This is a genomic window from Bremerella cremea, from assembly GCF_039541315.1.
GTDB lineage: Bacteria > Planctomycetota > Planctomycetia > Pirellulales > Pirellulaceae > Bremerella > Bremerella cremea.
The window spans coordinates 180,719-195,181 of record NZ_BAABFZ010000002.1; the positions used below are offsets into that span (position 1 = coordinate 180,719).

11 protein-coding genes are annotated in these 14,463 nt (G+C 56.0%); 5 read left to right on the forward strand and 6 right to left on the reverse strand.

What is annotated here, in order from left to right; translation table 11 throughout:
• Nucleotides 1-1,419 (forward strand): cytochrome b N-terminal domain-containing protein, encoded by a 1,419-nt coding sequence (locus ABD890_RS01480; protein ID WP_345084906.1) that lies wholly within the window; start codon nucleotides 1-3, stop codon nucleotides 1,417-1,419.
• Between the two features lie 62 nt (nucleotides 1,420-1,481).
• On the opposite strand, the gene ABD890_RS01485 is transcribed toward ABD890_RS01480, so the two are convergent.
• The 5 genes from ABD890_RS01485 to aptA are packed head-to-tail and all read right to left on the reverse strand — an operon-like array spanning nucleotide 1,482 to nucleotide 8,567.
• On the reverse strand, nucleotides 1,482-3,950 hold the full coding sequence (locus ABD890_RS01485) for a M14 family zinc carboxypeptidase (protein WP_345084909.1): 2,469 nt from the start codon (nucleotides 3,948-3,950) through the stop codon (nucleotides 1,482-1,484).
• Nucleotides 3,951-3,997: 47 nt separating this feature from the next.
• Nucleotides 3,998-4,789 (reverse strand): BPL-N domain-containing protein, encoded by a 792-nt coding sequence (locus ABD890_RS01490; protein ID WP_345084912.1) that lies wholly within the window; start codon nucleotides 4,787-4,789, stop codon nucleotides 3,998-4,000.
• 45 nt (nucleotides 4,790-4,834) lie between these two features.
• On the reverse strand, nucleotides 4,835-6,151 hold the full coding sequence (locus tag ABD890_RS01495; RefSeq protein WP_345084915.1) for a carcinine hydrolase/isopenicillin-N N-acyltransferase family protein: 1,317 nt from the start codon (nucleotides 6,149-6,151) through the stop codon (nucleotides 4,835-4,837).
• A gap of 42 nt (nucleotides 6,152-6,193) precedes the next feature.
• The gene (locus tag ABD890_RS01500) at nucleotides 6,194-7,186 is read right to left on the reverse strand and encodes an aldo/keto reductase (protein WP_345084918.1); all 993 of its coding nucleotides are present in this window, start codon (nucleotides 7,184-7,186) and stop codon (nucleotides 6,194-6,196) included.
• A gap of 31 nt (nucleotides 7,187-7,217) precedes the next feature.
• Nucleotides 7,218-8,567 (reverse strand): omega-aminotransferase AptA, encoded by a 1,350-nt coding sequence (gene aptA / locus ABD890_RS01505; RefSeq protein WP_345084921.1) that lies wholly within the window; start codon nucleotides 8,565-8,567, stop codon nucleotides 7,218-7,220.
• Nucleotides 8,568-9,089: 522 nt separating this feature from the next.
• On the opposite strand from aptA, the gene ABD890_RS01510 reads away from it, so the two are divergent.
• The 4 genes from ABD890_RS01510 to ABD890_RS01525 are packed head-to-tail and all read left to right on the forward strand — an operon-like array spanning nucleotide 9,090 to nucleotide 12,920.
• Complete coding sequence (locus ABD890_RS01510; protein ID WP_345084924.1) at nucleotides 9,090-10,025, forward strand: ABC transporter ATP-binding protein; 936 nt, start codon at nucleotides 9,090-9,092, stop codon at nucleotides 10,023-10,025.
• 13 nt (nucleotides 10,026-10,038) lie between these two features.
• On the forward strand, nucleotides 10,039-11,052 hold the full coding sequence (locus ABD890_RS01515; protein WP_345084926.1) for an aliphatic sulfonate ABC transporter substrate-binding protein: 1,014 nt from the start codon (nucleotides 10,039-10,041) through the stop codon (nucleotides 11,050-11,052).
• Entirely contained in the window at nucleotides 11,049-11,813 is a 765-nt protein-coding gene (locus ABD890_RS01520; protein ID WP_345084928.1) for an ABC transporter permease, read from the forward strand. The genes ABD890_RS01515 and ABD890_RS01520 overlap by 4 nt, the downstream gene beginning before the upstream one ends.
• A 57-nt stretch (nucleotides 11,814-11,870) precedes the next feature.
• Nucleotides 11,871-12,920, forward strand: a complete 1,050-nt coding sequence (locus tag ABD890_RS01525; protein ID WP_345084931.1) for a GlxA family transcriptional regulator — start codon at nucleotides 11,871-11,873, stop codon at nucleotides 12,918-12,920.
• A gap of 24 nt (nucleotides 12,921-12,944) precedes the next feature.
• Here ABD890_RS01525 and ABD890_RS01530 read toward each other — a convergent pair whose 3' ends face one another.
• Entirely contained in the window at nucleotides 12,945-14,114 is a 1,170-nt protein-coding gene (locus ABD890_RS01530) for a serine hydrolase domain-containing protein (protein ID WP_345084934.1), read from the reverse strand.
• Nucleotides 14,115-14,463: the final 349 nt, after the last annotated feature.

A 14,463-nucleotide genomic window follows, 5' to 3' on the forward strand; every position in this document is an offset into this window, starting at 1 on the left:
ATGATCGGCAAGATTTGGAGCTGGATCGACGATCGGACAGGATTTTCCGATGTCGTGATGCCCATTATGAAACACGTCGTGCCGGACGATGCGCGGTGGTGGTACGTCTTCGGTAGTGCGACCTTGTGCGCCTTCATCGTACAGGTCCTCACCGGGATCGCCTTGGCCATGGTCTATGTGCCCGGGGGCGATGCCGCCTACGAAAGCCTGAAATACATTACCGATGATGCCACGCTCGGATTCATCGTGCGTGGGATGCATTACTACGGTGCGACGGCGATGGTGATGATGGCGGTCATCCATATGACCCAGGTCTTTCTGCATGCGTCGTACAAATATCCGCGCGAAATGAACTGGATGAGCGGCGTGGTCTTGCTGTTCGTGGTGCTCGGCATGGCATTTACCGGGCAGCTTCTCCGCTGGGATGCCAATGGCGTATGGTCGGTGATGGTCGCCGCGGAAATGGCAGGCCGCGTTCCTTTCATTGGCGAATACATTGCCCATTTCATCCTGGGGGGCGAGACCGTCGGTGGTTCGACGCTAAGCCGCTTCTTTGCGATTCACGTCTTCATCTTGCCAGGGTTGATCTTTGCAGGCATCGGCTTGCACATGTGGCTGATCTTGCGGCATGGTATTTCCGAAATGCCGAAGAAGAACCAGCCGGTTGAACCAAAGACCTACAAAGAGAACTACGAGAAGCGTCTCCATAAGACTGGCGTCCCGTTCTGGCCCGACGCGATGTGGCGAGACGTGATTTTCTCGACCATCGTGGTTGGGGTGATCCTGGCATGCTCAGTTTTCATTGGTCCGCCAGCGCTGGGACCAAGTCCGGACCCTGCGAATATTCATGCCAACCCGATGCCGGATTGGTATTTCTGGTGGTACTTCGCCGTACTGTCGATGCTTCCGCCTGCCCTGGAAACATATATCATTCTCGGCTCGCCAGTCCTCGGTTTCGTGATCTTGTTCGTGCTGCCGTTGCTCTCGAACAAGGGACAACGAGCACCATCACAGCGGCCTTGGGCGGTCGGGACGGTCATCTTTGGTGCCACCGCTTTCATCGTGCTGACGATTTATGGCTATTTGAAGCCTTGGTCGCCTGACTTCGATGTGAAGCCACTTCCGCCCGAAGTCGTGAAATCGAACGATCCGAAGATCCAGGAAGGGGCATTGTTAGTTCACCAGAAGGGGTGTCTCTATTGCCACGATATCGATGGCTACGGTGGGCATCGCGGACCGGTCCTGTCCGACATTGGATCGCGACTTGATCGGGGTGAACTTGTGATTCGAATCTCGAACGGTGGTTACAACATGCCATCGTTCGCCGCATCGCTGACAGCGGTCGAGATGGACAAGATGGTCGACTTTCTGCTGACCCGGACCGACCATCCCCAAGAAGAAGAAAAGGCCGACAACTAGTCGGCCTTGGGGACGTTCAAAAGTTGGCAGAACGGCACTTCTAAGAAGTGCCGTTTTCATTTCTAGTCGAACATGATCGCACGCATCAGCAGATGAAACGATGCGTGCGTCCAGCCGCGGTAGTACGGCCGGAAGCCGAACAGGTGGATCGAACCTTCACCGCATTGCACGCGGGTCCATGCCATCTGTCCCTGAATTACTTCCGGCTTGGTCATTGCCCCGGAAAGAAGAACACGCCGCGACGCATAACGTAAAAGTGGTTCGACCTGATAGTCGGCGGCGTCGAGCTCTTCGCTTTCTTTGCTGGTCGTTTCTCTCCACGCTTTGGAATGCGTGAACATGAACGGGATCGTCGCGTTCAATCCATGCGTCAGTTCATGCTCTTGGACTTCCCCTCGCACGACACTGCCGCTGCAAGAGAATCCTTTGGCCTCTTCCGTGACGTCGATCAGCGGCAAGCGAAACAGATCGATCGCCCAGGGGGTCGCGCTTTCCATCACGATCAACTTGCCACCATCCCGCACGAATTCTTCCAACGCGACGGCGCCGTCGGTATCGAGACCACCAGCCATCGCCGCTGCGGTGCTGCTTTCGCTTCGTCCCTTTTCGACAATCGATGAGACGATATCTGGAATCAAGATGACATCGAAGTCGGCCCGCAGATTGCCTGCGCGAACCATCGAGTTACGCACTCGTTGATAAGGGGTCTCGAAGTAATCGAGCGTCCAGCGGAGCCACCCTTCGTCGATGCTGGCACGCCACGGAGCATAGACACCCACACGCGGCATTCGTTCGACACGGTTGGCAAGTTCTGGCTCAAGGCGCGGAGGGTTCGCGGCGATACTCTTTTCGTCCTTGAGCGCGACTTGAAACGGTTCTTCGCTCACCAGATGACGATTCAAGGCGGTCCATTGTCGGCTATCTCGCAGCGTCCAATCTTTCTGCGGATGAGCTTCCGCGAATGCCTCTGGCAGTTTGCCCGTTTTCAGCAGTGACAGTTCCCCTTCCAGCGGCTGAATGACCTCGACGACATGCAAGCCGAAGAGTGTCGGCAGCGACCAGCCGGATACGTCGTAAGGAGTCTCGCCCTTGGGGAACAGCTTCCACTCGAACAAGTCGTTTACCAGTCGCGAGTGGGGCTGGTCGCAGCGAACGACGATGGTGCCGGGTGCGTAGCTTCGTTCGTCGGCGGTCAGGACCGATTCGCTCGTGTGAAGTTCAACGCCCAACTGCTGAAGCGAATCGATCAGTCGCTGGACGGCGCCGATGTCTTCGTTGTCGGTCGTGATCAACCAGGCCTGACGCTTCGACTGTTCGTCGATCGTCGATGCTTGACGCGCGGCGGCCAACTTCGTTTCCAACCAGATCTTCGGTTCACGCCCAATGCTTCCCAGGAGCGAACGGGCAAACGACAACTCGTAGTTCACGATGTCGGCCTGCCGCCACCAGCCTCCTGGCCATGGCGCCACGAAGCGGTTCGAGGCCCGATACTCCGACCGACCAAGTGGATCACGCAGATCCGAGACTTTCAGAAAGACGGGCGAAGCATAGTTCACCGAAGCGGCTTCCGTCAGAATACCAACAATATTGGCACGCGCCGGGACCGAGCGATTCCCGCCATTCCACCAGTTATCGTAAGAGACGCCGGTTGCAATTCCGGTTAGTCCATCCCGTGTCATATCGAGCACCGCCCGGTTACCAATCGCATTCAACGCGGCGACAATCTGCGGATCGATGTTTTCGTTGAGCGGGTCTTTGTAGGGTGGGACGAAGAACCTTTCCCGTGTCGACCCTTGTTGATGGACGTCCCACAAGATTTGCGGATTCCATTCGTCGTACATTAATTCGGAAAGCAACTGCGATTCGACCTGGGTCAGGGCGAAGAAGTCGCGGTTGATATCATGCCCGGCGTACTTCTGATAGAGCTCGGGGAGCGACGAATCTTCGTATGGGGTACCGAGATTGTCCTTGTACCAATGGGCGACGTGATCGATGCCGTCGGGATTGAGGGAGGGGAGGATAACGGTTACCGCTTCGGATCGCATCGACTTCCAAGGCTCTTCCTGGGAGGTTGCCAGGTGCCAGGCAAGTTCCATTCCCATTTCGGTCGCCGCGGGCTCGTCTGAGTGCATCGTGGGGGTAATCATCAAGACCACCTTGCCCTCCGCTACTGTCTTGGCGAGTTGTTCCTCGGACTTGCCACGTGGGTCGGCGATCGTCTTGGAAGCCGCCTTGATCGCCGCAAGATTGGCCAGGTTAGCTTCCGAAGAGATCACCACCGAATAGAAACGACGGCCTTCGGTCGACTGGCCCACTTCGTTTATCTGCACGGTCGGAGCCGTCTTGGACAACTGCTGGTAAAATGACTCGACCGTCGTCCAATCGACCAGTTCAAAGTCGGCCGCTAACGGTCGCTCAAGAAACTGAGCAGGCGAAGCGGGAACCTGCGTGGGTTCCGGCTTCGCTGCCAAGGTGAATGTCGTCAAAGTAAGCGAGAATATCAACGCAAGCGTGCGGTTGGTTCGAATCATAAACTTTCATCCGAAAGGGGAAACGTATTGGATGGTTGGGGACGAGGCTACTGGTCTCCTCGCCCTGCCCAGCGGATCCCTTCCGCCATCAGAGATTCGGGGCCATACTTTTTCTCGGGATGAGGACTAAATGCCACGACGCGGCCTTTTCCATACATCGTGCGGACGATCGCATGCATGCCCACCATGGCTCCTTCGGGAGCACCTTTGGCGGCAATCTCCGAACCATAAGTCGCCAGGATCTCGTACCCTGGCAGGTCGGGGTCGTTCCCAGGGACGATCATGGGTCCCTGACCGTAGTAGACTTCCACCTGATCCTTTGGCATCTTCAAAGTCGAGCAGCCCGAAGGGGTCATCTCGAGCTTCACCATGCCGGTTCCGCGTGCCCAGTGCGCCAGATCCCAAACCTTGGCGTTCACGATACCGAGCGCCCATGGTTTGTACGTCGTGCTTAGGTAAGCCCCGGCACAGATGCCGACATAGCCGCCGCCTGATTTTACGTAACGTCGAACTTCGTCTCGTCCTGATTCTTCGAGGTTCTTGGCTTGTGCACTGGCCATTCCCCCAGGCATCACCAGTACGTCGAAGCCATTCATCAAGACACCATCGCGAATCTCTTGTGGCGTCACGATCGTCATTTGAAAACCATTTTCGGCAATCAAGAACTTGGCAAGATCCTTCGGTCCATTGGCGGTCCCGCCGGAGTGATCGTACACCGCAACCTTGACTGGCTCGATTGCGGTGATGGGCGTGGTTTCTTCTGCCAGGGTTGTGTTCGTCAGCGTGGCCATCAGGCAGCAAGCTGCGGCAAACACGGCCTTCATTCCAGGTAGGGTCATGAGTAGGTTCTCCAGGTGGGGACTATTCGCAGTCAACAGGTAGGTTCATCGTTCGGTTACCGATTCCGAAAGTTCGGTGGCGAGCGTGAAGTCAGGAAGTGGCGCCGAGGTTCGCGTGAGGGCTTCGTTCTTCGTTGCCAGGAAGGCAGCTCGCAGCGTGCCATAAGCAGTTTCCACTTGCTGCTTCTGAAAAGCAGTCAGTTCTTCGGCGGTGAATGGTGCGGTTTGCCATGTGTCACGTTGCTGTAGCGTTTCGGCGAGTAGCTGATCTTCAGTGGCCCACAGTTCCTTCCATAGATCAGGAAGAGCGTCACCTCGGAGGGTCTCTGCTTCCGGGATGTAGTTCCAGGTTCGCAGCGAGTTAGCCAGCTCGTTGATCGGAGCACCCCGTTTCCCGACGAGCTCCGGACTAAGGTCGGTTGTGGCCGCAAAACAAGGCACCGCGAGCGAGAAGACCGGCTCGCCGAGAATCGTCCACATCGTCGTTAGGCGAGGATCCTCACCCGGTAAGACGCCATGGAACACGGCCGCCGATACCGAAAATGAACGACTGATCGTGTTCGCTGTATCAATCTCGGGTGGTAGGCGATTCGCTTTCAGATTCACACTACCCGGCAGCGGCGCGAGTTTCGAGTCGCTCAGATCACGTGTGCAGTTCCGGAGAACATAGGCGACACTAATCTTGTCTCCGGCCAGCGGCTTAAGCAACGAACAAGCACGACGGTAACGGTCTTGCGAAGGTACTTCCACAAGCTGATCAGCGGTTGGGTCGATCGGCAGGTCCCGAACCGTTGTGGCGAAGTTGGCCCGGACAACAATTCCATCGGGGGCCGTATCGGCATCGTTGGCGTCGTACATCACGTGCGACTTCGGACCGACCTCGAACATCGCGGCGCCCCCTGCTCCATCGATCACGCCGAAGTTGCCGATGGTGGTACGCCCGGTTTCGTCCGTTTCCTCCAGCAACTGCTTGAACTCAGCGACCGTGGCACAAGTCTCGAGGGCACGCTTCATCAACCCTCCATTGCCGAGGCCGCTCTTCTTACCAGGGATAGCCAGGTCGCGTGCGACGGAGTTCTCGATGCAGAAGCCAGCTTCGTTGACTCCCATCCAGACCGAATTCGTCTTGCCAGCGTTGACGACACCGATCGCACGGTGCTTTCCTTCGGTTAGCTGCAAAATCTCTTGATGCGTCGTATCACGCGTATCGCGATTCTTCCACAAGATCGGGCGACCATCGCTGGTAGCGCGACCACTGATCACGGCCGTCGTGCACGCTTGGACGGGATTGGAAGAAATAAGCGGTAGCGTGGCGAAGGCGAGCGCAACTGCCGCCAGCATCGGCTTCAAACGGTAAGGCATGGCCAAGTCTCGTGGGTTCAGGAGGGAATGGAAAGGAGTGATTCAGGCATTCAACAACTTCATCAGTTCGTCCGTATAACGTCCGCCAGCGAATGCGCTTTCCGGTGCGACCTTGGCAATCTGTTGCATCTCGGCTTCACTCAATGTGAAGTCGAACGCTTGCAAGTTCTCGCGGAGGTACTTCACCTTCTTGGTCCCAAAGAGCGGAACCATCTGGGGTTGTTTCTTCATAAGCCAGGCCAATGCCAGTTGGGCAGGCGTACGGCCATGGGCATGGGCGACTGCTTGCAATTCCGCGAGCACTTCCAAGTTCTTTTGAAAGTTCTCGCCTTGGAAACGGGGAGAGTGACGACGGTAATCATCCTCTGCCAGGTCGTCGAACGACGTAATTTGCCCGGTGAGAAACCCGCGTCCCAGCGGACTACAAGCGACGAAGAGAATACCGTGCTGACGGCAATAGTCGATCACGCCGATGTCTTCGGCATCGCGACTCCAGATCGAGTACTCGGTCTGTAACGAGTCGATCCGGTGAACCGACTGGGCTCGCGTGAGTGTCGCCACAGATGCCTCGGAAAGGCCGAGGTATCGAACCTTACCAGCTTCCACCAGCTCTTTCATTGCGCCTACGGTCTCTTCGATCGGAACCGCACCATCTACGCGGTGCTGGTAATAGAGGTCGATGGTGTCGATGCCCAGTCGCTTGAGGGAACCGTCGCAAGAGGATTTGACGTAATCGGGACGACCGCATGTGCCCCGCTTTTGTTTGTCATCGGCGTCACGCAGGGTACCGAATTTCGTCGCAATGAAGGCCCGGTCACGTCGGTCGTGGATGGCGTCGGCGATCAGCCGCTCGTTGCTGAACGGACCATACATGTCGGCTGTGTCGAGAAAGTTGAGGCCTGCGTCGAGCGCTGCATGAATCGTGGCGATCGACTCTTGATCGTCCCGTTGGCCATACAGGTCGGTCATCCCGGCGCAGCCCAACGCGACGGCGGAGACTTGGCAGCGATCGATTCCGATGTGAGTAAACTTCATGGAAAATCTTTCTGGCGTCGCGTCCGGTGACCTACAAACGAGTGACGACATCCTTGACTATGCTGACCATTTGCTCGATCTGCGTCGGGGTCATCACGAACGGAGGTGCCAGGATGATCGTGTCGTTCGTCACACGAACCATCAGGCCAGCCTCGAACAGCTTTCTAAGAGCAGCGAAACCGCGCTGCCCGAAACGTTCCGCAGTGGCCAGGTCGATTCCTGCCAACAATCCGAAGCTGCGGATGTCGGTTACCAGTGGCAGCTCTTGCAGCGAATAGACCGCTTCTTGAAATGGCCCGATCAGGTCGGCGGCCTGCTCAAACAGACCGTCGGTCTCGAAGATCTCGATCGTTGCCAGGGCGGCAGCGGTTGCCACCGGATGGGCGGAATAGGTGTAACCGTGGAAGAACTCGATTCCGTTTTCAGGAGCCGCGCTCGCAATGGTGTCGTAGATATGCGTGCCCGCGGCGACGGCCCCCATCGGCATCGCCCCATTGGTCAGCGCCTTGGCCATTGTGATCAGATCCGGCTGTACGTCGAAAGTCTGGGCGGCGAATCGGTTGCCAGTTCGACCGAAGCCGGTGATCACTTCGTCGAAGATCAAGAGAATTCCATGCTGACTGGCAATCTGACGTAGACGCTGAAGATAGCCCTTCGGAGGAACCAGGATACCGACCGATCCAACCACCGGTTCGACAATCACCGCGGCAATGCTCTCGGCTCCATGCAAGTCAACCGCTCGCTGCAGGTCATCTGCCAGATCGTGTCCTGCATCGGCTTGGCCTCTGGTAAAGGTTCCCTTTTGACTCTGGGTATGGCGCATGTGGACCACTCCTGGCAGAAGTGTGCCGAAGCCTTCCCGGTTCTTTACCATTCCGCCACAAGATAGTCCGCCAAAGTTAACGCCGTGGTAAGCCAGTTCTCGAGAAACGAAACGTTGTCGCGACGGCTGACCATTCGCGCGGTGGTACGCGAGGGCCATTTTCATCGCGGTGTCGACCGACTCGGATCCGGAGTTGGCGAAGAAGATGCGATCGAGACCAGGCGGTGTCAACGAGGCAATCTTTTCGGCGAGACGAAATCCGCCAGGATGCGAGAATTGAAAGGGGGAGGTGTAGTCGAGCTTGCGGAGCTGTTCGCTGACCGCCTTGGCGATCTCTGGACGACAGTGGCCAGCCGGGACGCAAAACAAACCGGACGAGCCGTCGAGAATTCGCCTTCCATCAGGATCGATCAGGTGGACTCCTGCGGCTGAAGTGATCAACCGGGGGGCAGTCTTGAAAGAACGATTGGCCGTGAACGGCATCCAGTAGTTCTGCATTTCAAGATCCATCACCACGTTGCGAACCTCATCAATCGGGTTTCGGGTTGCACTTCGCATGGTGGACGACCAGAACCGTCCATCCATACATGCCAATTTAGCCACGGCAACCGAGAGGCTCTTGAACGAGGTCGACTGTTTTGTGCCTATTGCCGACACGTATCTAAAAATGGGAAAGAAGATCGCCAAGGGTTGCGAAAGCAAACAAGGCACAGCCGGCGCGGAATTACATACTGTCGTTCGAGAAAATAGGCACGAGAATGCTCCGTCAAGGGACGAATCGACGGGATGAGGTTAGCGCTGTTGGTCGCTTGGACTGACAGTTTTTGCAAAATGCCTGACACACTCGGATTCTTCCCATCGAATCCCGCATCATGGTGGTCTAATTGAACTCGCCCCAGAGGGCTGGCCACCGTGACTAATAAGCGTCTGCTCAAGACAAATTCAAGTTCGATGGTCGGCCTACGATACATCACCACCTACGAATCATGCCTTTGAAGAACGTATCATCCCTGCGGTGAGTGTTTGCCATTCCCCTTCGGCAAACGCACCGGCAACCAAACAGGTAGAACGATCGTTACCTTGGCAAACAAGATCATCTCTTGGGTCACCGGACGAACATCGGACCAAGCTTGCGAAAGGACGGAAGACAATTTCGCCGTCGAGCAATCACGACGTCCGATCGGTGGAAATGGTCTTCAAATTGAACATTGCGGCAAATCCTTTCAGGTCCATCACGACAATGTGCTGGTACTGAACGATATCAACCTGACGATCCACCCGGGTGAGTTCTTTTGCCTGGTTGGAGGAAGTGGCTGCGGTAAGAGCACGCTTCTGAAAATGATCGCAGGGCTTGAACAAGCAAGTTCCGGCACCATTCGCGTGGGCGGTCGCAAGGTGACCAAGCCGGGACTCGACCGCGGAATGGTCTTTCAAGAGCACCGATTACTTCCTTGGTTAACGGTCCGCCAAAACATCGATTTCGGGCTTCGCGAGTCGGTTAGTAATGGCCGTGAAGCGATTGTTCAAGAACATATTCGGCTGGTGGGTCTTCAAGGCTTCGAGAACGCCTTTCCTGGGCAATTATCAGGCGGAATGGCGCAACGAGTCGGGCTTGCCAGAGCACTTGTTAATCGGCCTGAAGTGCTGCTGCTGGATGAGCCACTAGGCGCTTTGGATGCCCTGACTCGGCAACAGATGCAGCACGAAATTCTGCGGATATGGGAAGCAGAAAAGACGACCATGGTCCTCGTCACGCATGACATTGACGAGGCACTCTTTCTGGCGGATCGCGTGGCGGTGATTGGTGACAAGCCAAGCGTTGTCCGCGACATATTCGAGGTCAATCTGCCCCGACCACGAAGTCGCGGCAACGCCGCTTACGATAGACTCCGGCAAGAGCTTTGGGACGCAATCTTTCGACCCAGTGCAACCAAAGTAGTTGCCACTGGTGCGGAAGCGTTCCCGTCCCATGAAACCGTGAAGACAAAAGCCTCTATCACGTGCCTGGTGAAGTAGGGAGACTCGCGCAATGCAAACCGAAATTTCACCACGCTGGCACTCAGTTGCTTGGATAGTCATCAGTTGTGCGGCCATTGCGATCGAAGGGTGTAGTCCCGCGACAATTGCCCCCGAAGATCAAACGGTCCGTGTCTGCTTACAACCCATTCCAGCATATGCCCCGCTATGGGTTGCCAAACGCAAAGGATGGCTGCAAGACGAACTCAGCGAAAAGGAGCTCGGAAGGGTCGAGTGGTCGACGATGCGGGACGGTCCGCTGCAAAACGAAGCCTTCGCTGCTGGTCTGATCGATGTGGCGCTTACCGCGGATACGCCAGCGATCATCGGACGATCGGCGGGACTCGAATTCAAAGTGGTCGGATTGATCGCAACTTGTCCGCAAAGCCTGGCCGTATTGGTTCCGAAAGACTCTAGCGTCAAGAACATGGCGGACCTGAAGGGTAAAAAGATCGCGGCCACGAAAGGATCATTCTGTCATCACTTGCTCGCGTTGGCTTTGCAGCGCGAAGGAATGAGCCTGGCCGACGTTCGCTTTATCAACATGTCGGGGCCGGAAATTAACACCAGCCTTCAGTCGGGGCATATCGATGCAGGCGTCACTTGGGAACCCTATATTTCGCAAATGATCGGAAGCGGCTCGGCGAAGGTGCTGCTCGACGGCACCGGCCTGAAGAATGGTAACGAAGTGATTGTCGCCACCAATCGCCTCATTGAGACTTCACCACAAGTGATTGATGCACTACTGGAAGTGGCTGAGCGTGGAAAGCTGTACATCGCGGAATACCCGTCCGAAGCCGCTTCACTCATAAGCGACGATGTCGGCATGCCTCCAGAACAGCTGGTCGGGATCTTCAGCAAGAACCACTACCTGCCACCGATCGACGTGGCGACGACCGATGAACTGGACGCCACGCAGGCGTTTCTGCATGACCTGGGCGTCAATCGAAACAAGGTTGATATCAACCAGTTTGTTGAAATGAAATTCCAGGACGACCATTCGTCCGAAGTCGAGGCAACCCCATGAAGAACATTGCCTGGCGAATCTGGTTGCCAGTGGCCGTGATTACTATCTGGCAGGCGTTGTCGAGTGGAGGCGTGATCACGCCGCTGCTTCTCCCGTCGCCGATCACGGTAGCAACGAGTGCCTTGGGACTGATTTTCAGCGGCGAACTGCTGCAACACATTGGTGTCAGTCTGATCCGAGTGTTTGAAGGCTTTAGCATGGCGGCTATCGCTGGCATTGCCCTCGGCTCGGCCATCGGGCTGTGGTCACGGTTCGATCAAACCTGTGATTGGCTACTGCAAACCCTCAAGCCCATTCCACCGATTGGCTGGTTTCCGCTGGCTGTGTTGTGGTTTGGTATTGGTGAAGTGTCGAAGGTGTTCATCATCTTCCTGGGGGCTTTCTTTCCGATTCTGATCAACGTGGTCGACGGTATCCGCCAGACCGACCAACGTTACATCGAGCTGGCTCGGGTGCATGAGATTGGCTGGTGGAAGTTCTTCTCGAAAGTGATCGTGCCTGGGGCACTACCATCGATCCTCACGGGGCTGCGAATTGGGATTGGCTTTGCGTGGACCTGCGTGGTCGCCGCCGAACTGATTGCAGCTGAGGCAGGCATTGGCTATTTGATCGTCGATGCCCGGCTTACCTTTCATGCCGATGTCGTCATTGTCGGAATGTTGACGATTGGCGTGTTGGGGACGCTCATGGATCTCGGGCTGCGGCAGTTGGATACGCGATTGGTGCGATGGAAGCAACCTCTGCGAACGGCGTCGATGTAGACGTGCAACAAATGAACCGATGCGGAACATCGGGAAGAGTTCTCTTGGAGACACGTGGTGATCGGATATAACAAAGCACAATACTCTCGGTTTCAGTCGCAGGGCACGCCCGACTCGGTTGGCTATATGTTGCCGTCACCGATCACGTTCCTGCTGTTGCCTGAATTCACGTCGATTGCCCTCTTTTCGGTTGTCGAGGCATTGCGTGTTGCCAATCGTTACACTCCAACTCAGTTCGAGTGGAACCTGACTTCGCTCGATGGCAAACCGGTGAGCGATTGCAACGGCATCGAAGTGTGCGTCAAGCAAAGCTTTGCTGATCTGGCCCAGCCACCTGGGACCGTGTTGATCGTCGGAGGCACCACGCCCGAGCGATATCGATCGCCGGAGTTGTTCTCGAAGCTACGTTGGCTATCAAGCCAGGGAACGCTGCTCGGCGGGATCGATACGGCCCAGCAGCTTCTGGCGGTTGGCGGATTGCTGGATGGCTACCGCGTGACGGTTCACTGGGAAAATGCTTCAGCATTTCGCGAACGGTTTCGCCAATCGGAGCTGACGTTGAACCTATTCGAGTTCGATCGCAATCGAGTGACGTGTGCTGGCGGTACCGCGGGCATTGATATGGTGTTACATGCGATCGAAGCAGAACATGGTCGCGACATCGCGATTCGAGTGGCAGAACATTTCATGCACGAGCGAATCCGTAACGGCTCGGAAGGCCAACGACTGAAGACCACCGATCGCTGGGACATCCATCACGTCAAGCTGATCAAGTCGATCGAACTGATGGAAGCCGAGCTTGAAGAACCGCTCAGCACGGCGGAACTTGCTTCGGCGGTTTGCTTGTCATCGCGGCAATTATCGCGACTGTTCAAAGAACATCTACAGGTCAGCCCAGGGCAGTTCTACCTGGAGCTCCGTCTGAATCGAGCTCACCAGATGGTGATTCATAGCGAGATGAGTGTGAATTCAATCGCGTTTGCATGTGGGTTTCAATCACAGTCGCATTTCTCGCGGGTCTATCGCGAAAAGTTCGGCGTGTCGCCGCGACAGACGCGCCGACGAGAGGTGAAACGCCAGTTTCCGACGATGCAGGCTCCCAATTAACGAGAATCGGCAGGCAAATGCAGCCTATGGGGCGAGTTGCGGCAGACGTACAGCAGGCAATCCGTCGCGATGCTGGGAGCGGTATTGAGCAGCCTTCGCTAATTCCGCTTCCCATCGCTGCTCTGCTTCCAGATTGTTCTCAGTCGCTTGCCAGGAGGAGACTGCTTTCGGCAAAAGCTCTTTTGTCAACTTTGCCATTACGGGGCGCACCTTCTCAGGCGGAAGGTCAGATGCCACGGCGAACACAATACGGGTCGCAGGGTCGACGTAGATCAATTGCCCACGCACCCCTTTCGCTGCGAACGACTTCTCTCCTTGGGCATCGGGAGCGGTCCACCAGAAATAGCCATAGCCAGTCCCCGTCTGGTCCGAAGTCGCTTCCCGGCACAAGGCAGCATCGAAGATCGTTTCGCCGTTCCATCGACCTTGCTGCAGATAGAGTTGGCCAAGCTTGGCCATGTCGATTGCCCGCAGGCGAAGGCCATACCCGCCTGGCGGATTTCCTTTTCCATCACGAAACATCCAAACTGCGTTGTGAAACTGTAGAGGTGTGAACAGCTTCTGTTCGGCAATCGTGACCAGATTGGCGTCGTAAGCTTCGTGAACGATGGCCGCAACTAACTGGGGATCGTTGTTGTTGTAGGCGAAGGAACTACCTGGACTGCGGTCGAGTGGTAAACCGAGCACGAACCGATTGCGATCAGGTGCATTGTGAACCTGATCGAAGAGCTGACGCAGCGGGTCGGCGTTGGGTCGATTACCACGGGTGACCGGAAATCCAGAGCTCATCGTCAGCAGTTGTTTCAACGAGATCGTTTGCTTGGGATCGGCGTCAACAACATTTTTCGATTGAGAAAGTAAGGTGTCCAGGGTGGCATCGACGCCTGGTACATCACATTCATGGATGGCAATTCCGGCCAGCGTCGCGGCGACACTCTTAGTCACCGAGAACGTGTTGTGGTTGTGCTCCCGGGTTACGTCGGCAGCGTACCACTCCATGACCAGCTTTCCGTCACGCAACAAAACCATTGCCCGAACATCCAGCTTCTCGCGACGAATCCACTGCGACATCTCGCATAGGACATCGCAATCAATCCCCGCGTCGTTTGGAGTGGTTTGAGGCAAATCGGTATCGTCCGCAGCTAGGTTATGGCTGGCCATACTTAAGAGGCATAGCAGAATCGCCCAACGCACTGTTCAGTTTCCTTTCATTGGTTGTCGTATTGAGCGTAGATGTTGCTTTCAGCTTACCTGGCCCATGTTACGGGCAATGCGCTGTGACGGTCAGGAATTGGCCCTTCTGGATGCGTCGTCTAGAAATGGGTAACGGAAAGTTCTTGAAAAACGCGTGAATTTGGAATTGAGGTAACGGCGGGTTCGATAGGCGCTTTTTCTCAGTCGACCCCTCGCTTCTTTGCGACGAAGGCACATTTGTATAGCAATTCGCGCAAAATGGATGGGGAACCTTGCTTGTTCTCGAACTATCCTGAAAACAATTGGGTGATTCCGTTAACCTGGATGCCTGATATCTAGAAGCCACTTG